This is a genomic window from Actinoallomurus sp. CA-142502, from assembly GCF_050936355.1.
Classification (GTDB): domain Bacteria; phylum Actinomycetota; class Actinomycetes; order Streptosporangiales; family Streptosporangiaceae; genus Actinoallomurus; species Actinoallomurus iriomotensis.
Genome location: NZ_JBNJMY010000001.1, coordinates 10,407,533 through 10,427,221 on the forward strand (window position 1 = coordinate 10,407,533; position 19,689 = coordinate 10,427,221).

The 19,689-nt window shown below is 70.7% G+C and carries 20 protein-coding genes; 8 read left to right on the forward strand and 12 right to left on the reverse strand.

The window, feature by feature from the left end; all coding sequences use genetic code 11:
• Positions 1 to 12: 12 nt before the first annotated feature.
• Positions 13 to 465: a CoA-binding protein gene (locus ACQEV1_RS48810; RefSeq protein ID WP_285625595.1), complete on the reverse strand. Its 453-nt coding sequence runs from the start codon at positions 463 to 465 to the stop codon at positions 13 to 15.
• 37 nt (positions 466 to 502) lie between these two features.
• Positions 503 to 874, reverse strand: a complete 372-nt coding sequence (locus ACQEV1_RS48815; RefSeq protein ID WP_285579292.1) for a LytR/AlgR family response regulator transcription factor — start codon at positions 872 to 874, stop codon at positions 503 to 505.
• Between the two features lie 325 nt (positions 875 to 1,199).
• Here ACQEV1_RS48815 and ACQEV1_RS48820 point away from each other — a divergent pair, with 325 nt between their 5' ends.
• Positions 1,200 to 1,493, forward strand: coding sequence for a hypothetical protein (locus tag ACQEV1_RS48820; RefSeq protein ID WP_285625593.1), 294 nt, complete (start codon positions 1,200 to 1,202; stop codon positions 1,491 to 1,493).
• 4 nt (positions 1,494 to 1,497) lie between these two features.
• Here ACQEV1_RS48820 and ACQEV1_RS48825 read toward each other — a convergent pair whose 3' ends face one another.
• A complete protein-coding gene (locus ACQEV1_RS48825) occupies positions 1,498 to 2,832 on the reverse strand; it encodes a UDP-glucose dehydrogenase family protein (RefSeq protein WP_285625592.1) in 1,335 nt (444 codons plus the stop codon).
• 99 nt (positions 2,833 to 2,931) lie between these two features.
• Between ACQEV1_RS48825 and ACQEV1_RS48830 the strand changes: the two genes are divergently transcribed.
• The gene (locus ACQEV1_RS48830; protein WP_433404671.1) at positions 2,932 to 4,101 is read left to right on the forward strand and encodes an acyl-CoA dehydrogenase; all 1,170 of its coding nucleotides are present in this window, start codon (positions 2,932 to 2,934) and stop codon (positions 4,099 to 4,101) included.
• Between the two features lie 144 nt (positions 4,102 to 4,245).
• Here ACQEV1_RS48830 and ACQEV1_RS48835 read toward each other — a convergent pair whose 3' ends face one another.
• Complete coding sequence (locus tag ACQEV1_RS48835; RefSeq protein WP_285625586.1) at positions 4,246 to 4,434, reverse strand: hypothetical protein; 189 nt, start codon at positions 4,432 to 4,434, stop codon at positions 4,246 to 4,248.
• Between the two features lie 250 nt (positions 4,435 to 4,684).
• Here ACQEV1_RS48835 and ACQEV1_RS48840 point away from each other — a divergent pair, with 250 nt between their 5' ends.
• Positions 4,685 to 5,011, forward strand: coding sequence for a hypothetical protein (locus ACQEV1_RS48840; RefSeq protein ID WP_433404673.1), 327 nt, complete (start codon positions 4,685 to 4,687; stop codon positions 5,009 to 5,011).
• A gap of 42 nt (positions 5,012 to 5,053) precedes the next feature.
• Here ACQEV1_RS48840 and ACQEV1_RS48845 read toward each other — a convergent pair whose 3' ends face one another.
• From ACQEV1_RS48845 to ACQEV1_RS48855, 3 genes are all read right to left on the reverse strand, one after another.
• Entirely contained in the window at positions 5,054 to 6,154 is a 1,101-nt protein-coding gene (locus ACQEV1_RS48845; RefSeq protein WP_433404675.1) for a hypothetical protein, read from the reverse strand.
• 116 nt (positions 6,155 to 6,270) lie between these two features.
• Complete coding sequence (locus ACQEV1_RS48850; RefSeq protein WP_433404677.1) at positions 6,271 to 6,732, reverse strand: hypothetical protein; 462 nt, start codon at positions 6,730 to 6,732, stop codon at positions 6,271 to 6,273.
• Positions 6,733 to 6,848: 116 nt separating this feature from the next.
• Entirely contained in the window at positions 6,849 to 7,778 is a 930-nt protein-coding gene (locus tag ACQEV1_RS48855) for an NADP-dependent oxidoreductase (RefSeq protein ID WP_433406148.1), read from the reverse strand.
• A gap of 98 nt (positions 7,779 to 7,876) precedes the next feature.
• Here ACQEV1_RS48855 and ACQEV1_RS48860 point away from each other — a divergent pair, with 98 nt between their 5' ends.
• Positions 7,877 to 8,848, forward strand: coding sequence for a GlxA family transcriptional regulator (locus ACQEV1_RS48860; protein WP_285625579.1), 972 nt, complete (start codon positions 7,877 to 7,879; stop codon positions 8,846 to 8,848).
• Between the two features lie 3 nt (positions 8,849 to 8,851).
• Here ACQEV1_RS48860 and ACQEV1_RS48865 read toward each other — a convergent pair whose 3' ends face one another.
• The 4 genes from ACQEV1_RS48865 to glgX are packed head-to-tail and all read right to left on the reverse strand — an operon-like array spanning position 8,852 to position 15,406.
• Positions 8,852 to 9,316, reverse strand: coding sequence for a hypothetical protein (locus ACQEV1_RS48865; RefSeq protein ID WP_285625577.1), 465 nt, complete (start codon positions 9,314 to 9,316; stop codon positions 8,852 to 8,854).
• Between the two features lie 30 nt (positions 9,317 to 9,346).
• Entirely contained in the window at positions 9,347 to 11,050 is a 1,704-nt protein-coding gene (gene treZ / locus ACQEV1_RS48870) for a malto-oligosyltrehalose trehalohydrolase (protein ID WP_433404679.1), read from the reverse strand.
• Positions 11,047 to 13,329 (reverse strand): malto-oligosyltrehalose synthase, encoded by a 2,283-nt coding sequence (treY, locus tag ACQEV1_RS48875; protein ID WP_433404682.1) that lies wholly within the window; start codon positions 13,327 to 13,329, stop codon positions 11,047 to 11,049. The genes treZ and treY overlap by 4 nt, the downstream gene beginning before the upstream one ends.
• Positions 13,322 to 15,406: a glycogen debranching protein GlgX gene (glgX, locus tag ACQEV1_RS48880; RefSeq protein WP_433404685.1), complete on the reverse strand. Its 2,085-nt coding sequence runs from the start codon at positions 15,404 to 15,406 to the stop codon at positions 13,322 to 13,324. Before glgX ends, treY begins: the two co-directional genes overlap by 8 nt.
• A gap of 162 nt (positions 15,407 to 15,568) precedes the next feature.
• Here glgX and ACQEV1_RS48885 point away from each other — a divergent pair, with 162 nt between their 5' ends.
• Both ACQEV1_RS48885 and bfr read left to right on the forward strand, forming a co-directional pair.
• The gene (locus tag ACQEV1_RS48885; protein WP_285579315.1) at positions 15,569 to 15,769 is read left to right on the forward strand and encodes a (2Fe-2S)-binding protein; all 201 of its coding nucleotides are present in this window, start codon (positions 15,569 to 15,571) and stop codon (positions 15,767 to 15,769) included.
• A gap of 66 nt (positions 15,770 to 15,835) precedes the next feature.
• Positions 15,836 to 16,324 (forward strand): bacterioferritin, encoded by a 489-nt coding sequence (gene bfr / locus ACQEV1_RS48890; RefSeq protein WP_285625569.1) that lies wholly within the window; start codon positions 15,836 to 15,838, stop codon positions 16,322 to 16,324.
• A 62-nt stretch (positions 16,325 to 16,386) separates the two neighbouring features.
• Here the strand turns inward: bfr and ACQEV1_RS48895 are convergent, their stop codons facing one another.
• Positions 16,387 to 17,868 carry a protein kinase domain-containing protein gene (locus ACQEV1_RS48895; protein ID WP_433404688.1) on the reverse strand — a complete coding sequence of 494 codons (1,482 nt, stop codon included), beginning with the start codon at positions 17,866 to 17,868 and terminating at the stop codon, positions 16,387 to 16,389.
• Between the two features lie 261 nt (positions 17,869 to 18,129).
• Here ACQEV1_RS48895 and ACQEV1_RS48900 point away from each other — a divergent pair, with 261 nt between their 5' ends.
• Entirely contained in the window at positions 18,130 to 18,723 is a 594-nt protein-coding gene (locus ACQEV1_RS48900; protein ID WP_433404691.1) for an RNA polymerase sigma factor, read from the forward strand.
• 10 nt (positions 18,724 to 18,733) lie between these two features.
• Positions 18,734 to 19,666, forward strand: a complete 933-nt coding sequence (locus tag ACQEV1_RS48905) for a CU044_5270 family protein (protein ID WP_433404693.1) — start codon at positions 18,734 to 18,736, stop codon at positions 19,664 to 19,666.
• Positions 19,667 to 19,689 lie beyond the last annotated feature (23 nt).

The window sequence follows — 19,689 nt, forward strand, 5'->3', positions numbered from 1 at the left end:
CCGTCGGTTCGCTCAGCGGGGCAGGCGCAGCCGCGCCCATTCGATGGCCGGGCAGCGGTCCATGACGACATCGAGACCGGCTTCGGCGGCTCTGCGCGCGGCGTCCTCGTCGACCACGTCGAGCGGATACCAGACGGCCCTGATCTCGTCGTCCGCCCGCGGGCCGTACGTGCGGAACAGTTCGATCGCCTCGTCGGTGACCCGGCCGGCGTGCGCGGCGTTCCGGTAGACGCCGACGACGTTCACCGGTGTCGCGACCGCGGCGAGCGAGGCGGCGCCGGGCTCGCCGAGCACGGTCGCCGCGTCGGGATGGACCGGCACGATCGTCTTGCCGCGCGACTGGAGCAGCTGTGCCATGTCGTACGCGGTGCGCCCGGGGTTGTCGCGCAGGCCCACGAACGCCCACGTCTTCGAGCCGGTGAGGATGCGCCGGATGACGGCTTCGTCGGCATAACGGTCGCTCATGACCGCTATAACCGTCCAGGGCGCTCCGGGCTTCCGGTCAGCCGGAGCCCTGGCCGGCGTCCACCAGGATCCGGCGGATCGCCGTACCCGACAGCTCGGACTTGCGGACGAACGCCGCGGCGCCGGGCACGGGAAGGTCGACGTAGTCGTCCAGCCGGTAGGTGGAGATGAGGATCAGGGTCGGCCGCCCGTCGACGCCCGTGATGGTGTCGACCAGGTCGAAGCCGCTCTCGTCGCCGAGGTTGACGTCGATGAGCATGACGTCGGGGCGCGCGCTCGCCATCAGCCGCAGGGCGCGAGCACTGTTCGCGGCCACGCCGACGACGTCGATCTGCTCGCGTCGCAGCAGGTCACGAGCGACATCGGCGAAGCCGTCATCGTCGTCGACGATCAGGCACCGGACAGCCATTCCTCAACAGTACGCGCGCTTTTCGCGGCTTCCCGGTAGCCGGAATCCGGCGGTACGGCTGGCAGGGGGCACGGAACGGTGGGTGGCCGTGAAGACGGCGAACCACCGCGCACCCGATGGTGGAGGGTAGGTCAGACGGCGAGAGGGGGACATGTGCATCCGCACCGACATGCGATCGATCATCCGTCGTGCGCGCGCCTGGACCGCGTCCGCGCGGTTGCCACGGAGGTGTTCCGCGATGCGCGTGCCGTCCCGGCTCCGATCCTTTCCTAGGCCGCAGGTGAAGCCCGCCCCCGATCCGTCCGGCGATTGGCCACTTCCCCCGGTGACGGTCTACCTGTCGATCGGGCTGCCGGCCGGCGCCATGCCCGGCGGCCTGGCCGAGATCCAGCACTCGCTCGCCGACGCCGCGCGGCGGATCACCCGGTCGGGACACCCGGTGCACTACGTGAACGGGATGTACATGCCCGCACAGACGCGCCTGTTGTGCGTGTTCACCGCGGAGAGCGAGGAGGCGGTGCACGCCGCGGTGAGGCTGTTGCGGCTCCCGTTCGTCCAGCTCAAGGCGGTCGCGGACGACCAGGGCCCGGTTCCCGGTGAGAGGGAACCGGACCGGTGACCTCTCAGGGACGGCCGAGCGCGCGGTAGTGCCAGCCGGCGGTGCGCCAGCGCTCGGGGTCGAGCGCGTTGCGGCCGTCCACGATGTTGCGCTCCGCGACGACCGCCCCGAGCTCGTCCGGGTCCAGCTCGCGGAACTCGCGCCACTCGGTGAGCAGCAGGACGACGTGCGCGTGGGCGGCGGCGTCCTGCGCCGACGTGCCGTACGCCAGCTCGGGGTGGGCCCGGCGGGCGTTGTCCAGCGCCTGCGGGTCGTAGACGGTGACGTTGCCGCCCTGCGCGCGGATCGTGGTCGCCACGTCGAGCGCCGGCGAGTCGCGGATGTCGTCGGAGTTGGGCTTGAACGCGGCGCCGAGCACGCCGACCGTACGGCCGATGAACGAGCCGCCGAGCAGCTCGCGGGCCAGGTCGACCATGCGGATCCGGCGGCGGATGTTTATCGCGTCGACCTCGCGGAGGAACGACAGCGCCTGGTCCACGCCCAGCTCGCCGGCCCGCGCCATGAACGCGCGGATGTCCTTGGGCAGGCAGCCGCCCCCGAAGCCGAGGCCGGGGCCGAGGAACTTGCCGCCGATGCGGTCGTCGTGGGACAGCGCCTCTGAGAGCTTGGTCACATCGGCGTGCGCGGCCTCGCAGACCTCGGCCATCGCGTTGATGAAGGAGATCTTCGTGGCGAGGAAGGCGTTCGCGGAGACCTTGACCAGCTCGGCGGTGGGATAGTCGCTGACGATCAGCGGGATGCCCTCGGCGGTCATCGGCGTGTAGATCTCGCGCAGGACCTTCTCGGCGCGGTCGCTCTCCACACCGATGACGATGCGGTCGGGGTGGAGGGTGTCCTCCACGGCGAAGCCCTCGCGGAGGAACTCCGGGTTCCACGCGAGCTCGGCCAAGTCGCCGGCGGGGGCGAGCCGGGCGAGCCGGCGCGCGAGCCGCTCGGCGGTGCCGACCGGCACCGTGGACTTGCCGATGACGAGGCAGGCGCGCGTGAGGCGCGGCGCCAGCGCCGTGATCGTGTCGTCGACGTAGGTCATGTCGGCGGCGTACTCGCCGGGCTTTTGCGGCGTGCCGACGCAGATGAAGTGGACGTCGCCGAACTCGGCCACCTCGTCGTAGGAGGTGGTGAAACGGAGCCGTCCGTTCTCGAGGTTACGCCGCAGGATGGGCTCGAGACCGGGTTCGTAGAACGGCAGCTCACCCGCGGACAGGCGTGCGATCTTGTCGGCGTCCACGTCGATGCCGAGCACCTCGAACCCCAGCTCGGCCATGCAAGCCGCGTGGGTGGCGCCCAGGTAGCCAGTGCCGATCACGGTCAAGCGTTGTGCCAAGGCCCTGCCTCCCATCATGAGAATTTGATGCCCGACCCCACTGACCTTCCCCACGGGCCGCTCGGCATGTTACCGGCCCTACTGGCGAGTAGGTAGACGGCGTACGATCGGCACATGACCTCAGACTTTCCTCTGTACGAACTCTCTGAAGAGCACGGGCTCCTGCGGGAGACGGTACGGGCCCTTGCCAATGCCAAGATCGCTCCGAAGGCCGCCGAGACCGACGAGACGGCGGAGTTTCCGCAGGCCGTGTACGAGGCTCTGATCCAGGCCGACCTGCACGCCGTTCACATTCCTGAGGCGTACGAGGGAGTCGGCGCGGACGCCCTCGCCACGGTGATCGTGATCGAGGAGGTCGCCCGGGCATGTGCCGCCTCCTCACTCATCCCTGCTGTCAACAAGCTGGGCACGGTACCGATCCTGCTCTCCGGTTCGGAGGATCTGAAGAAACGCTACCTGAGCCCGGTGGCACGCGGTGAGGCCATGTTCTCGTACGCCCTTTCGGAGCCGGAGGCGGGCAGCGACGCGGCGGCCATGAAGACCCGCGCGGTCCGCGACGGCGACCACTGGGTGCTGAACGGCACCAAGCGCTGGATCACCAACGCGGGTGTCTCCGACTTCTACACCGTGATGGCGGTCACCGACCCCGACCAGGGCGCCCGCGGCATCTCGGCGTTCGTGGTGGAGAAGAACGACGCGGGCGTGAGCTTCGGCGCCCCGGAGCGGAAACTCGGCATCAAGGGATCGCCGACGCGCGAGGTCATCATGGACGACGTGCGCATCCCGGCCGACCGGATCATCGGCGAGGAGGGCACCGGCTTCAAGACCGCCCTGGCCACCCTCGACCACACCCGCGTGACCATCGCGGCCCAGGCGCTGGGCATCGCCCAGGGCGCTCTGGACTACGCGATCGGGTACGTCAAGGAGCGCAAGCAGTTCGGCAAGCCGATCGGCGACTTCCAGGGCGTGCAGTTCATGCTCGCCGACATGGCGATGAAGCTGGAGGCCGCCCGGCAGCTGACGTACGCCGCGGCGGCCAAGTCCGAACGCCGCATGCTGGGCGCCAAGGAGCCGGACCTGACATTCGTCTCCTCCGCCGCCAAGTGCTACGCGTCGGACGCCGCCATGGAGATCACCACGGACGCCGTCCAGCTCCTGGGCGGCTACGGCTATGTGAAGGACTACCCGGTCGAGCGCATGATGCGCGACGCCAAGATCACTCAGATCTACGAGGGCACCAACCAGATCCAGCGCGTCGTCATGTCCCGCGCCCTGCTGAAGTAGCCCCGTGACCTGCACTCTCGCCCCTCGGAACGACCATCGGACCGAGGGGCGACGCATGTCCGGGCCGGAGAATTCCGCTGGGCCGGGTACCCGTACCGGTGACGTCGCCTACCCACCTCGGCCTGCCGCTCGTACAGGGCGGGTTCAGAACTCGTCGTGATCGGTGCGCTTGAGCCTGGTGACGATGCGGTCCGTGACGTGCCAGCTCGCGTGGCCCGCCAGGATGGCGGCCAGGACGGCGGCGACGATGCCGACGAACGGCCGGATGTCGGCGGTGAACATCGCGCTCTGCGCCAGCATGACGACAGGGACCTCGAACAACCCGTGGGACACGGTCTCTCCTCGATGGGGGCATCCGGCAGGAAGTGGGGGGCCGGCATCCACGGCGACCCGCATCCACGGCACGGCACACGCGAAGCGCGAGGCTACCAGGGACTGCTCACCAAAATAGCCATCAAACGGCCACACGGTGCACAGATGCCGAAAACCGACACTACTTACATGCCGCGACCACCAAGATCAGCGACTGGGCCTACGTCGCGACCCCGCGCCCGGCCCGGTCGGCCGGCTCCATTTTCGCTATATGGAAAGCGCGCTTATCGGCTTTTCGCGATCCGACGGGCGCAGCGTGATCAACGGCAGGATCCTGCACTCCGGTCACCCGGTGTACGACAGGTACGTCGGCAAGGAGTCCCCTGTTCAGGGCGTGCGCAACCCGGTCTCCTACTTCGACGTGGAGATGGACGGCAGGCCGTGCAGGTGCGGCTGCGGTGGAAGCGTGGTCGGTCACGACTTTCTGCCCGGCCACGACCAGGCGGCGTTGCATGCCCGCATCAAGCAGATCGGTACCGTCGCGGAGTTCCTCGACTGGTTCGACGTCGTGCGGGGGAACAAGCGCGTCGGCGGATGACGAACCGTCTCGTTCGGGGTGTCATCGAGTGGTGCGAGACGTTCAGAAGCTGAACGGTGGCGGGGCCTTCTGGGGCTTCTTGTTCCGGCTGTGCCCGGGCGGAGTCAGCACCGACACCGCCTGGGCGGCGGAGCCGTTGTCGGTGCCCTTCAGGGCGAAGCCCTCCTCGGAGTCCCCCCACATCGCGACCATGCCCCAGGACAGGAACAGCCCCTCGATGACGGTGACCACCCAGACCAGCGTCTGGGCGTACGTCGCGGCCGCGGCGAGTGACGCGCCGGCCGTCCAGAACGCGAAGACGCTCGCCACGACCACGAGCATGGAGATCACCAGCGCGAGCCTGTGAATCGTGATCATTTGGCTGATCATGTCGCGCAGCGTCTCGACCCGGCGCTCGGCCCGGTCGGCCAGTGCCATTCCCGCGATGACGAACTCCAGCATCCTGCCGTCCGCGGAGTTCGCGGCGATGCCCTGCCAGGACGCCTGGAGCGCCTGTCGTACTCCGTTCACGTCGGAGCCGAAGAGCGCGCGCGCCTCCCTGGCCACCTGGTCCCAGTTCTGCAGGGCCCGGTCGATGGAACCGTCGTCCGACCAGACCACGGCCCCCCAGGCGAGCGCCGCGCCGATCGTCAGGGCCGACATCCCGGCGCTTGCCTTCAGGTTCGCCGCGGTGGCCGTTCCCAGTGCGGCGACCACCAGCGCGCCGGAGCCTCCCACCGCCGCGCTGGCCGGCACGGCCATCAGGTCCGCCGGCGAGCTGATCTTCGGTGCGGGAGACGTCGTGGCGGGGGGCGTCGGCGGCCGTGGTTTGTAGGCGCCATGGGAGTCGGGGATCCAGCCGATGTCGTAGAGCACCGCCCGGACGTTGGTGTCCTCGACGCCCAGGTAGAGGTCCGCGGACTTGTGGAGGTTGTCGGCATAGGTCTGCGCCTTGTCGATGCCGGCGGCCAGGTTGTCCAGCTCGTCCGCACGGGAGACCGTGTAATTGTGCCGGGCGCCCTCGCCGACCAGACCGAAGGCGAGATGCGGGATGTCGCTCTGGTCGACCAGCCGCCGCAGCGAGTCCAGCGTGCCGGCCACGTCGTCCATGCGCATGACCGCGTTCCGTACCTGGACGTGGTCGACACTCAGCTCGGAGGACACCACCCGCATCCTTTCGCTCGACCGCGCGGTCGTGACCCCTGGACGGGCGTCCCCCAAGACCTACCGCCCGTCCGCCCCGGCGGCCAATCACTTCAGGAAGATGTGAAATGCGGCCGTCAGCTGTCGCAGACGGCCACGATGTGGCGGGCGTAGCCTCCAGGTTCGGTGCCGGCGTCCTCGGCGGCGGCGACCGACACGAGGAACTCCCGCAGCTCGTGGACGTCCGCCGACACGCCCCCGTCGGCCAGGCGGCGGTAGGCCTTCCACAGCCGGCCCTGGTCGGCCAGGTCGGCGTCGATGGTGTCCGCGGTGATCGGGCGTCGCTTCTTCCGGTAGACCGACACGTACATCTCGGCGGCCGGGGCCAGCCACTCCGTGTCGCCGCACCAGCGCTGGGGCGCCCCGGCACCGGCGTCCGCGGCCGCCGGGGCGTCCTCGGCGGGGACCTCGCCCGGCGAGACGCCGGCCGAGGGGCGCCCGCCTCCGCATCCGGTGAGCCCGGCCAGGACGGCGGTGAAGGCCGCGACGGCGACGAGGGACCGGATCACGGGGCGACGCCCCGCATTCTTACTGGACACGAGTATCTCCTGTTACGTGACCTGCTGCGCTACAAGAGACGTCCGTGGCGGAGTGTCCGGTTACCCCGTCGTTGATCCTTTACCAGTATGTGATCATCCAGGGCGATGCAGCACCATCAGACGGTCAGCACGATCTTGCCGGTGGTACGGCCGCGCTCGCCCAGCTCGTGCGCCTTGGCCGCCTCTTCCAGCGGGAACACGCTGTCGATCTCGGCGTGCAGCCGGCCGGCCTCGACCAGCGCGGCGATCTCCTTCATCCCCGCGTAGTCCGGCTCGACCAGGGTGAAGTCCGCCGCGATGCCGCGCTGGGCCGCGGCGGCCCGCAGTTCCTCGCCGACCGGCAGGATGGACACGAGCACTCCGCCGTCGCGCAGGGTCCGCAGCGAGCGGAGGCCGTAGTCGCCGCCGATCGGGTCCAGCACGACGTCCACCTCGCGGACCGCCGAGGCGAAGTCCACCTCGGTGTAGTCGATCACCTCGTCCGCGCCCAGAGAGCGGATCAGCTCGTGCTTGGCCGTACGGGCGGTGCCGATGACGTGCGCGCCGCGCGCCTTGGCGATCTGCACCGCCAGGTGGCCGACCCCGCCGCCGGCGGCGTGGATCAGCACCCGCTGCCCCGCGCGAAGGCCCGCGGTGTCCACCAGGCCCTGCCAGGCCGTGAGCGCCGCCAGCGGGAGCGCCGCCGCCTGGACGTGGTCGATCGAGGCCGGTTTGCGGGTGAAGTGGCGGGACGGCGCGGTGACGTACTCGGCGTACGCCCCGGCGAGGTGCGGGAAGCGCGGCATGCCGAAGACCTCGTCGCCGGGCCGGTAGAGCGTGACGCCGAAGCCGACCGCCTCGACCACGCCCGACACGTCGAAGCCGAGGGTGAACGGCGGCTCGTGGCCGACCAGCCCACCGGTCGCCCGCGACTTCCAGTCGGTCGGATTCACCCCGGCCGCGTGCACGCGCACGAGAATCTCCACCGGCCCCGGCTCCGGCCGCTCGACGTCAACGATCTTCAGTACCTCCGGACCGCCCAGCGTGTCCTGGCTGACGGCGCGCATGGTAGCCATGATGTTCCTCCTCGGTAGGCCCCCAGCCAACGTCAGGGCCGCCCTCCCCGGGAAGTGGCCTGATTGCCATCGTGTGAAAGTATCTGGTCATGAGCGCACCCCATCGCGTGGTCGTCCTCGCGCTGGACGGCGTGATCCCGTTCGAGCTGGGCATCCCCGGCCGCATCTTCGGCGCCGCCCGCGGCCCCGCGGACGAACCGTTGTACGAGGTGCTCACCTGCACGCTGGACGGCCGCCCGGTGCGTACCGCCGCCGACTTCGCCATCGTCGTCGACCACGACGCCTCGGCGCTGGCCGGCGCCGACACGATCGCGATCCCCCCGTTCAGGGGCGCGTACGACCAGGCGGCCCTCGGGACCGCCCTCGACGGCGTACGGCCGGGCACGCGGATCATGTCGATCTGCACCGGCTCGTTCGTGCTCGCCACGGCCGGTCTGCTCGACGGACGCCCCGCGACCACCCACTGGGGCGAGGCCGACCGGTTCCGGCGGATGTTCCCGCACGTCCGGCTGGACCCCGACGTGCTGTTCGTGGACGACGGCGACCTGCTCACCTCCGCCGGAGCCGCGGCAGGCGTCGACCTGTGCCTCCACGTCGTACGCCGCGACCACGGCAGCGAGGTGGCCAACCGCGCGGCGCGCCGCTGTGTGGTGCCCCCGTGGCGCGACGGCGGCCAGGCGCAGTACATCGAACGTCCGGTCCCCGAGCCGTACGACGCGGGCACCGCGCCGGTCCGTGCCTGGGCGCTGGAACGCCTGGACCTGCCGCTGTCGCTGGCCGACCTGGCGGAGCAGGCGGGGATGAGCGTGCGCACGCTCAGCCGGCGGTTCCGCGAGGAGGTCGGCATGAGCCCGGGCCGCTGGCTCACCCGCCAGCGGATCGACCGTGCCCGGCACCTGCTGGAGACCAGCGACCTGCCGGTCGATCGGATCGCGCGGCTGGCCGGGTTCGGCACGGCCGTGTCACTGCGCCAGCACCTGCACGCGACCCTGGGCGTGTCACCGATCGCCTACCGCCGCACGTTCCACCCCGAAGGCGACGAGCGGCTCACCCGGGCCTGAGCGTCACTCGGGCAGGAGGCGGGTGTCGCAGCCGAGCCGCGAGCCCAGGTCGTCGAGGAGGCCGAGCAGCGCCGCGTGGCCCTGCCGCCGGTGTCCCCGGCCGACGGTGTACGGCACCAGGCGCCCGGCCGCTCCGGTCGCGCGGTTGTAGGCGCTCCGCCGGACCAGCGCGCCGTCCGGGTGCGGTTCGACCTGGAGCCGTACGCACCACCACCACTCCCCGTGCGCCTGGACCCACCCGGCCTCGCGGTCGACGTCGATCACGATGGGCGTCCCGGCATCGGCGGTGAACGTCGTCGGCCCGCCGGACACGGTGACGGTCCGCCCGGGGCCGAGGACGACCGGCGCGTCCGGGCCGGAGAGCTCCCCGGTGGGCACGTTGAGCACCACCGCGCGGACGCGGTCGACCGGTGCCTCGACGAGACCGAGGTGTTCGGACAGGAGAGCACCGGGATTTTTCTCGCTCATAGAGACAGTCAAGCGGTTTCCCGGCCCGGCTCACACCATCCGCAGGATCGCCAGGGACTCACCGGGCAGCTCGCCGCCGGGGCGGATGCCGGGCGCGGAGGCGAGGAGCAGCTCGCCGTCCGGCAGCCGTACCGGATCCGCGCCCAGGTTGGCGGCGACCCGCACCGATCCCCGGTACACGACGATCCACGACTCGTCGTGCTCCACGTCGATCTCGGTCAGCCGCGTGTCGGTCAGCTCCGGGCAGGAACGGCGCAGCGCGATCAGGTCGCGGTGCCAGTCCAGCAGCTCGCGGTGTTCCGGCCGCGACGGCTCCGTCCAGTCCAGCACGGACCGGCGGTACGTCTCGGGGTCCTGCGGGTCGGGCACGTCCTCCGACGCCCATCCGTGCGTGGCGAACTCGCGCCGCCGCCCCTCGCTCACCGCGCGGGCCAGCTCCGGCTCCTGATGGTCGGTGAAGAAACGCCACGGCGTGGTGGCGCCCCACTCCTCCCCCATGAACAGCATCGGCGTGAACGGCGAGGTCAGCAGCAGTCCGGCGCCGACCTTGAGCAGCCCCGGCGACAGCGTCGCGGAGATCCGGTCGCCGGTGGCGCGATTGCCGACCTGGTCGTGGTTCTGCAGGAACGCGGCGAACCGGTGGCCGGGCGTGCGCAGCCGGTCGACCGGCCGGCCGTGGGAGCGGCCGCGGAAGGTCGACCACGTGCCGTCGTGGAAGAACGCGCCCCACAGTGTCTTGGCGAGGGCGCCCATCGAGCCGAAGTCGCAGTAATAGCCCTGCCGCTCGCCGGTGAGCACCGAGTGCAGGGCGTGGTGGAAGTCGTCGTTCCACTGGGCGTCCAGGCCGTACCCGCCGGCCTCGCGCGAGGTGACCAGCCGCGGGTCGCCCAGGTCGGACTCGGCGACCACGAACAGCTCCCGGCCCGTCGCGGCCCGCAGCCCGTCCACCGCGACGGCCAGCTCCTCCAGGATGTGCACGGCGCGTTCGTCGCTCAGCGCGTGCACGGCGTCGAGCCGCAGCCCGTCCAGGTGGTGGTCGCGCAGCCACATCAGGGCGTTCTCGACGATGAACGCGCGCACCTCGTCGGACCCGGCCCGGTCGAGGTTGACCGCCGGGCCCCAGGGCGTCCGGTGGTCGTCGGTGAAGTACGGGCCGTACTCGCCCAGGTAGTTGCCGCTGGGCCCGAGGTGGTTGTAGACGACGTCGAGGACGACCGCCAGGCCGCGCGCGTGGCAGGCGTCGACGAAGCGCTTGAGCCCGTCCGGCCCGCCGTACGGGTCGTGCACGGCCCACAGGTGCACGCCGTCGTACCCCCAGCCGTGCCGGCCCGGGAAGGCCGCGACCGGCATCAGCTCCACGGCGTCGACGCCCAGCGCGACCAGGTGGTCCAGGCGCTCGACGGCGGCGTCGAACGTGCCCTCCGGCGTGAAGGTTCCGACGTGCAGCTCGTACAGGACGCCGCCGGCGAGCGGCCGTCCGCGCCACGCGCCGTCGGTCCAGGCGAACGCGCCGTGGTCGTAGGCCCGGCTGAGACCGTGCACCCCGTCCGGCTGCCAGGGCGATCTCGGATCGGGGAAGGGCCCCCTCCCGTCGATCACGAACCCGTAGTCCTCGCCCTCGGCCTCGGCGGTCCACCAGCCCCGCCGTACGGGTGAGGGAGCCATGGCATGGCGGCGCCCACCGGCCTCCACCTCGACGTTCGCGGCGTCCGGTGCCCAGACGTCGTATCTCATTCAGCCTCGATCAGTAGTGCGACGGGGAGCATGCCGAGCAGGCCGGTGAGCGGCACCGGCGAGACGTACGACTGGCCGGTGAGCAGGTCGCGCCAGGGACCGCCCGGCAGCGGCAGATGCGTGTCGTCCCAGCCGCCGCGGGCGTCGAGACCGGCGGGCAGCCGGGTCACCACCGTGGTCACGCCGCCGCGGCGGAACGCCAGGACGTGCTCGGCCGCCGGGCCGTCGGCGGCGAGCGGCTCGTAACCGCCGGAGAACCATTCGGGATGCTCGTCCCGCAGGCGCAGGGCGCGCGAGGTGACGAGCAGCTTCTCCCCGCCGAGGTCGGCCGGCACCGTCCCGGCGTCCAGGTCGGCGAGCAGCTCGCGCCGGCGCACGTAGTCCACCGGCCGCCGGTTGTCGGGGTCGACCAGGGACAGCCCGGCGAGTTCGCAGCCCTGGTAGACGTCGGGCACGCCCGGCATGGTGAGCTGCACGAGCTTCTGGGCGAGGGAGTTCGCCCGCGCGTACGGGGCGAGCAGCGCCACGAACCCCTCGATGTCGTCGGCCAGCTCCGGGTCGGCGAGCACGACGTCCACGTGGGCGAGCACCGCCTCCTCGTACGCGGCGTCGCCGTTCACCCAGGACGTGCGCGTCTTGGCCTCCCGCATGGCCTTGGTCAGGTACTCCTTGAGCCGCTGCCCGGACAGCGGCCACGCGCCCACGATCGTCTGCCACATCAGGTAGTCCAGGTCGGGGTCGAGGGGGCTGTCGGGCGCGCGGGCGTGCCACCTCTGGACCGCCTCGATCCAGTCGCCGGGCAGTTCGCTGAGCACGGCCAGCCGCGCGCGCACGTCCTCCTGCCGCTTGGTGTCGTGCGTCGACAGCGTGGTCATCGTGCCGGGCCGCTCGGCGGCGATCCCCGCGCAGTACGCGTGGAACTCCTCGGGCGACACCGAGAACCGCACCGGGTCCCCGCCGACCTCGTTCAGCGCCGCGAGCCGGGACCAGCGGTAGAACGCCGTGTCCTCCACGCCCTTGGCCATCATCGGCGCGGACGTCTGCTGGAACCGGACGACGAACTCGTCGCGCAGCGCGTCGCGGCCGGTCAGGCCGAGCAGCAGCGGCACCACCCGGTCGAGCAGCTCACCGTCCGGCAGCGCGGCGCGCGCTCCGGCGGCGGCCTGGGCGACGATCTCCAGGTCGCGGGCCGACGGCTCCTCGCCCGGCACCACGTACGTGCGGTAGACGGGCATCGCGACGAGCAGCTCGACGAGCGCCAGGCGCAGGGCCTCCGGGTCGTCGTCGGGCAGGATCTTCGCGAGCAGGCCGGCGAGCCGGTCGACCTCGGGCACCAGCATGCGCTCGGCCGCGTACCGGCGGGCCTCCCGCTCCACCGCCTCGAAGTCGCGGCGGCCACCGGTGAGGGTGGTGTACGCATCGGTCAGCGGCCCGTCGCCCGCCGGGTCGTTGAACACCCCGCCGATCATGCCGAGAGCGTCGTACCCGGTGGTGCCCGCGCACGGCCAGTCCTCGGGGAGCCGTTCGCCGCCGGTGAGGATCTTCTCGGCGACGATCCACGTGCCGGGCCTCGCCCGGCCGGAGAGCCGGCGAAGGTAGCCGCGCGGGTCGGCGAGGCCGTCCGGATGGTCGATGCGCAGGCCGTCGACCAGCCCCTTGCGCACCAGTCGCAGCGGCAGCGCGTGCGTGCGGTCGAAGACCTCCGGGTCCTCCGGGCGCAGCCCGATGAGCGTGGAGATGTCGAAGAAACGCCGGTAGTTCGGCTCCGTGTCGCGCCAGTACCCGAGGCGGTAGCGGCCGCCGCGCGGGTAGACGTGCTCGTGGTAGCGGACGACGTCGCCGTCCATCTCGGGCTCGTCCTCCGGCGAGCCCAGCACCGGCACCACGACCGCCCCTTCGGACCAGTCGATGTCGAACCACCGCGCGTACGGCGAGTCCGGTCCGTGGCACAGGACGTCCCAGAACGCCGGGTTGAGCGTCTCCGGCGCCGGGATGGCCATGTGGTTGGGCACCAGGTCGATCACGATGCCCAGCCCGTGCTCGCGCAGGCGCGCGGCCATCTCGCGGAACGCCTCCTCGCCGCCCAGGTCGTCGGCGATGCGGGAGTGGTCGACCACGTCGTAGCCGTGTGCCGAGCCGGGGGTGGCCTGCAGGATCGGCGACAGGTACACGTGGGAGACGCCGAGAGCGGCCAGATAGCCGGCCAGCTCCCCCGCCTCGGCGAACCCGAATCCCTTCCTGAGCTGCAACCGGTACGTCGCGGTCGGCGCCTTAGACACGCTGGAGCACCTGGATCGAGCGGGCCTCGACCAACGGTTTGTCCCCTGTCATCGGCGCGGTCTCCTCGTTCTCGAGCATGAAGCTGGTGGTGGTGTCGATCACGGTCGTCCACAGGCCGCGGTACGCCTCGGGCACGGTGAACGTCAGGTCGCGGTCGGAGGCGTTGACCAGCATCAGGAACGAGGCGTCCTGGACCGGCTCCCCGCGCCGGTCCGGCTCGGTGATCGCGTCGCCGTTCAGGAAGATCGTGACCGCCTTGGCGTACCCGGTCTGCCAGTCCCCGTCCGTCATGGGCTGTCCTTCGGGGGTGAACCACTGGACGTTGTCCCCGGAGGGGAACCGGCGGCGGCGGAAGACCGGATGGTCGCGGCGCAGCGTGGTCAGCCGCCGGACGAACTCCCGCAGCGCGCCGGCCTCCGGCCGGTCGGTCCAGTCGACCCAGCTCAGCTCGTTGTCCTGGCAGTAGGCGTTGTTGTTGCCGTCCTGGGTGCGGCCCAGCTCGTCGCCGTGGGAGATCATCGGCACACCCTGGGACAGCAGGAGCGTGGTCAGGAAGTTGCGCTTCTGCCGCTCCCGTACCGCGAGGATGTCCGCGTCGCCGGTGTCGCCCTCGGCGCCGTGGTTCCACGAGCGGTTGTCGTCGTTGCCGTCGCGGTTGTCCTCGCCGTTGGCCTCGTTGTGCTTGTGGTCGTAGGAGACCAGGTCGTGCAGCGTGAAGCCGTCGTGGCAGGTGACGAAGTTGATCGAGGCGAGCGGCCGGCGGCCGTCGTCGGCGTACAGGTCGCTGGAGCCGGTGAACCTGCGCGCGAACTCCGGCAGCAGGCCGTCGGTGCCGCGCCAGAAGTCCCGCACCGAGTCGCGGTACTTGCCGTTCCACTCCGTCCACAGCGGGGGGAAGTTGCCGACCTGGTAGCCGCCCTCGCCGACGTCCCACGGCTCGGCGATCAGCTTGACCTGCGAGACGATCGGGTCCTGCTGCACCAGGTCGAAGAAGGCCGCCAGCCGGTCCACCGCGTGCAGTTCGCGCGCCAGCGTCGAGGCGAGGTCGAAGCGGAAGCCGTCCACGTGCATCTCGGTCACCCAGTAGCGCAGCGAGTCCATGATCAGCTGAAGCGCGTGCGGGTGCTGCACGTTGATGCTGTTGCCGGTGCCGGTGGTGTCCATGTAGTACTGCGGGTCGCCGTCGACGAGCCGGTAGTAGCTGCGGTTGTCGATGCCGCGGAACCCCAGCGTCGGCCCGAGATGGTTGCCCTCGGCGGTGTGGTTGTAGACCACGTCGAGGATCACCTCGATGCCCGCCGCGTGCAGGCTCCGCACCATCAGCTTGAACTCCTGCACCTGCTCGCCGCGCGAACCGCTCGCCGCGTAGCCGTTGTGCGGGGCGAAGAAGCCGAGGGTGTTGTAGCCCCAGTAGTTCGACAGCCCGCGCTGGAGCAGCACGTCGTCGTGCACGAACTGGTGGACCGGCATCAGCTCGATCGCCGTGACGCCGAGCTCCCGCAGGTAGTCGATCATCACCGGATTGGCCAGGCCCGCGTACGTGCCGCGCTCCGCCTCGGGGATGTCCGGATGCCGCCGGGTCAGGCCCTTTACATGGGCCTCGTAGATCACCGTCTCGTGGTACGGCGTGCGCGGCGCGCGGTCGTCGCCCCAGTCGAAGAACGGGTTGACCACGACGCTCTTGGGCACGTACGGCGCGCTGTCGTCGTCGTTGCGCGCGCCCGGGTCGGCGAACCGGTACGCGAACAGTGCCTCGTTCCACTCCACCTCGCCCTGGATCGCCCTGGCGTACGGGTCGAGCAGGAGCTTGGCCGGGTTGCAACGCAGGCCCTGTGCCGGGTCGTAGGGGCCGTGCACCCGGAAGCCGTACCGCTGGCCGGGGCCGACCCAGGGCACGTAGCCGTGCCAGACGAAGCCGTCGAGTTCGGTAAGGGGGATCCGGGTCTCCTTGCCGGCGTCGTCGAACAGGCAGAGTTCCACCCGGTCCGCAGCCTCGGAGAAGACGGAGAAGTTCGTGCCCGCGCCGTCGTAGGTGGAGCCCAGGGGGTAGGGGTCACCCGGCCAAATACGCATCACATCGGTCAATTTCCCCCAGGTGATCGACTCACACGTATCTGGAGGAACGCACTTGTGACGTACGCTACATCGCTCCTGACCAGCGAACATTGGCCAAAACCCCGGATCGTGCGTTAGCTTAGGGGAGCCTTACCTAATCGCCCCCCCGGAGGTCCACCGGCCATGTACGTCTGCGTCTGCCACGCCGTCACCGAAGACGTGGTGCGGGAGCACGTGGCGGCCGGAGCCTGTTCGGCCAAGGAGGTCCGGGCGGCGTGCGGCATGCGGCCGGGCTGCGGTTCGTGTGTCAACCGCATCTGCGCGATGCTCCAGGAGAGCATGGCCGGGCCGGCGCCGACGGAGGCCGTCGAAGCGGCCGCCTGACCCCCGGTCGCGGACACGGCGAGGCATTGCCCGCGCTTTGCCTTGCCCGTGTCACGATTGGGTGACATGGAAGGCGACACCGACGTCATCAACCTGCTCAACGAGCAGCTGACGGCCGAGCTCACCGCGATCAACCAGTACTTCCTGCACGCCAAGATGCAGGAGCACTGGGGGTACACCGCGCTGGCCGAGCACACCAGGGCCGAGTCGTTCGATGAGATGCGGCACGCGGAGACCCTCACCGACCGCCTGCTCATGCTGTCGGCACTGCCGAACTACCAGCGGATCAACCCGCTGCGCATCGGCCAGACGGTGCCCGAACAGATCCGCTCCGACCTGGCCATCGAGATGGAGGCCGTCGGACGCCTGCGGCCCGGCATCGAACTGATGCGCTCCCGCGGCGACGTGACCTCGGCGCGCATCTTCGAACACATCCTCGAGGACGAAGAGGAGCACGTCGACTACCTGGAGACCGAGCTGGAGCTGCTGGAGGCGCTCGGCGAACAGCTCTACCTCCAGCGCTACGCCGAACCCCGCAGCGCGAACGACGACTGACCCGGAACGGTGGGACGGCGCCTCAGCCCTGCTCGCCACGCCCGGAGGGTGCTCCCGCCCGCTCAGCGCCGCCGCGCGCCCGCGGAGAAATACCGGGCCACCGGCACGACGGCGAAGGGACTGACGACGACGGCGGACAGGATGCCGAGCCAGAAGTACGTTCTCGAGAGACCGGGCCACATGCTCATGGAGTGAAGGAGCGCTATCCCGTCGGCACCGTCGAAGCCGTTGTAGAGCCGCACGGCGGTGATCATGCCGAAGACCTGCGGCCCGGCCGCGAACAGCAGGACGAGGAAGAGCTCGATCACGTACGGTCGCACCGGGGGGTTGCCCCCGGCCCGGCCCCGCCTGCGGAAGGCCAGGCCGCCGACCGCCGTGAAGAACACGACCGCCGAGACCGCGATGAGCAGGCCGCTGGCGAAGACCGCCGCCAGATACTTTCTCGCGTTGTAGGACGAGACATGCGCGGTTCCGAAACGGAGCCCGCAGTAGAGGCCCGCCACCACGCCGAGGACGCTCAGTCCGACGAGGCAGAACGGAATCCAGGACCCGAAGAGTAGATCGCCCGCGGACCGGCCTCTGGTCTTCGGCGGCGTTGCCCCGGCGGCGGAGATCGGCCGGGTGGCCGGAGTGGCGTTGGCCTCCGGCCGGCGGGCGGTGGCCAGGGCACCGTCCATCCGGGCGGCGGCACCGGCCTGGACAACAGGGGCGTCGTCGCCGGCCGTGAGCACGGCGGCCCGCATCTCGGCCGCGTCGGCGTACCGGTCCTCAGGGCGTTTGGCCAGTGCCCTCAGAACGACGGCGTCCCAGCCGGGCGGGAGATCGGGGCGCCGGGCGGACGGCGGCCGGGGCGTCTGGCGAATGTGCTGCAACAGCACGGCCGTGGGCGTCTCCGCGGTGAACGGCGGGTCCCCGGTGAGCAGTTCGTACAGCAGGCAGCCGACCGCGTACACGTCCGACTTCGCGGTCGCGGCGTGGCCCTCGGCCTGCTCGGGCGACATGTACAGGGGTGTGCCGACCATCCAGCCGGTCGCGGTGAGGCGGGTGGCGGCGTCGGCGATGAGCTTGGCGATGCCGAAGTCCAGGATCTTCACACGGGGCCGGAAGCCGTCCAGGTCGACCATCACGTTGGCGGGCTTGATGTCCCGGTGCACGATGCCCTTGCCGTGGCTGTGGTCCAGCGCGTCGAGAACGTCACCGATGATCGCGCGAACCTGGTCCAGGGGCAGGGGCCCGGCCGCGATCGCCTCGTCGAGGGGGCGGCCGTCGAGGTACTCCATCACCAGATAGGGCACCGGCTCACCGCCGGAGGTGTCCTCCCCGATGTCGTGCATGACCGTGATGGATGCGTGGCTGAGCGCGGCGGCGGTGCGTCCCTCACGACGAAACCGTTCCTGGAAGCCCGGCTGCCGGAGCAGTTCGGCCGGGAGCAGTTTGACGGCGACCGTACGTCCCAGCTCGCGGTCGAGACCCTTGTGGACGACGCCCATGCCGCCGCGCCCCAGCGCTTCGTGCAGTTCGTACCTGCCCGCCAGTACCCGCACAGACTCCCCCGCGATCAGCTCCCCGACGCTGGGCTCAAGATATGGGGTTCCAGCGACAAATGGGCGAGAAATTACCCTTAGCGCCTTCGGGAAATCCATTCTTCGAGGTGGGAGTACCGCGCGGAACGCGTCCGTGCCGAAGATCTCCGCCTCTCTCACGGCCACGTCTCCTCGGGGGAACTCGATCGCAGGTTCGGAGAAAAGCGGGTGAAGCGCACACCGCGTACGGCCGGATCCCCGGCTGCGAGAGACAGGAGCCGTATGACTGTGTCGCCCCGACACGGCGCGAGCGACGCCGCTGTCATCGAGGGGTCCTGGCGGGAGCCCGGGGTGTTCGCCGCGCTGTATGAGCGGCATGCGGCCCACATCAGCCGTTACGTCGCCCGCAGGCTGGGTGACGATCTCGCCGATGACGTCACCGCCGAGACGTTCTATCGGGCGTTCGAGAAACGCCGGCACTACGACCTCGGGCGACCGGACGCCCGGCCGTGGTTGTACGGGATCGCCGCCAACGTCATGGCCCAGTATCACCGCAGGGAGACCCGGATGCTGCGGGCGTTCGCCCGCAGCGGTGCCGACCCGGTGGCCCAGACCTACGGCCAGTGGGAGGACGCCGACGACCGGGTGGTGGCGAGTGGGATGCACCAGTCGCTCGCGGCGGCCCTGGCGGGTCTCAGCCGGGCGCATCGGGAGGTTCTGCTGCTGATCGCCTGGGCCGATCTGTCCTATGAGGAGACGGCCCAGGCTCTGGGCACCTCCGTGGGAACGGTGCGGTCACGGCTGCACCGCGCTCGGCGGAAGATCCGTGCCGCGCTCGGCGACGGGAACCCCATGTTGGTCACAGAGGAAAGCTGAGGTGCCGGCAGTGAACGATCTCGATCTGGTGCGTACGATGCGTGCCGATGCCCCGATCCCGTCCCCGCAGCGTCTGGACACCGGCCGGGAGCGGCTGCTCGCGGCCATCGACTCCCGGCCCGCAGCACCACGGACGGGCACCCGGCGCGGGTTCGTCCGGTGGACGGCCCTCGCGGGAGGCCTCGCCGCCGCCGCCGGGGCCGTCGTCTTCGCGGTCTCCGGCGGCTCCACGCCCGCGACCCCACCCGTGAGGCGCTCCCCGTCCTCCTCCCCGCTGTCCACGCGGCAGGTGTTGCTGGCGGCGGCGACCACCGCGGAGCGGCAGCCCGCCGCCGACGGCGCGTACTGGCATGTCAGCACGCTTCGGGAGGTGCACTTCACCAAGGAGATCGATGAGAGCTGGTACGGCAAGGACGGCTACTACTGGGGAGGGGTGTTGATCCTGAACGGCCGTGACGAGGCGGGCAAGCCGGGAACGGTCTACCGGAGCAAGAAGAAGTCGCCGCGTGCCTTCGAGGTGGCGGACCACATGTTCACCCTCGCCCAGGTCAGGAACCTGCCCACCACCGCGAAAGGCATCGAGAAGTGGGCGAACGGCGTCGCACGGTCCGTATCCCCCTCCTGGCGCCGGCAGGACATCGACTTCTACACCGACGACCTGCTCATCGAGCTGCTGGCCGAGGCGCCGGCCACGCCGAAGACCCGGGCGGCGGCCTTCCGCGCGCTGGCCGGACGGCCGAAGGTCAAGAGCGCCGGCCTGGCCGAGGACGAGCAGGGGCGGTGGGGGTACGCGCTCATCATCGGCGGCACTCGATACCTGATCGACCCGTCCCGCGCGATGCTCCTCTCCCAGAGCACGACTGTGGGACCGAAGCACGCGGCGATCACCTACCTGAAGGTGGGCTGGACCAACGAGACCCCCCACCCGCCCACCCGTCCCTGATCGCGTGACGGGCCTGGTCTGCG

Excerpts from the sequence above, each read along its gene's own strand:
- bfr (WP_285625569.1), top strand. The coding sequence starts at position 15,836 with ATGGAAGGCGACACCGACGTCATCAACCTGCTCAACGAGCAGCTGACG.
- ACQEV1_RS48900 (WP_433404691.1), top strand. The coding sequence starts at position 18,130 with ATGACTGTGTCGCCCCGACACGGCGCGAGCGACGCCGCTGTCATCGAG.
- ACQEV1_RS48855 (WP_433406148.1), bottom strand. The coding sequence starts at position 7,778 with ATGCGCGCCGTCAGCCAGGACACGCTGGGCGGTCCGGAGGTACTGAAG.
- ACQEV1_RS48830 (WP_433404671.1), top strand. The coding sequence starts at position 2,932 with ATGACCTCAGACTTTCCTCTGTACGAACTCTCTGAAGAGCACGGGCTC.
- ACQEV1_RS48810 (WP_285625595.1), bottom strand. The coding sequence starts at position 465 with ATGAGCGACCGTTATGCCGACGAAGCCGTCATCCGGCGCATCCTCACC.
- ACQEV1_RS48815 (WP_285579292.1), bottom strand. The coding sequence starts at position 874 with ATGGCTGTCCGGTGCCTGATCGTCGACGACGATGACGGCTTCGCCGAT.
- ACQEV1_RS48865 (WP_285625577.1), bottom strand. The coding sequence starts at position 9,316 with ATGAGCGAGAAAAATCCCGGTGCTCTCCTGTCCGAACACCTCGGTCTC.
- ACQEV1_RS48825 (WP_285625592.1), bottom strand. The coding sequence starts at position 2,832 with ATGGGAGGCAGGGCCTTGGCACAACGCTTGACCGTGATCGGCACTGGC.
- ACQEV1_RS48840 (WP_433404673.1), top strand. The coding sequence starts at position 4,685 with ATGGAAAGCGCGCTTATCGGCTTTTCGCGATCCGACGGGCGCAGCGTG.
- treZ (WP_433404679.1), bottom strand. The coding sequence starts at position 11,050 with ATGAGATACGACGTCTGGGCACCGGACGCCGCGAACGTCGAGGTGGAG.
- ACQEV1_RS48885 (WP_285579315.1), top strand. The coding sequence starts at position 15,569 with ATGTACGTCTGCGTCTGCCACGCCGTCACCGAAGACGTGGTGCGGGAG.
- ACQEV1_RS48860 (WP_285625579.1), top strand. The coding sequence starts at position 7,877 with ATGAGCGCACCCCATCGCGTGGTCGTCCTCGCGCTGGACGGCGTGATC.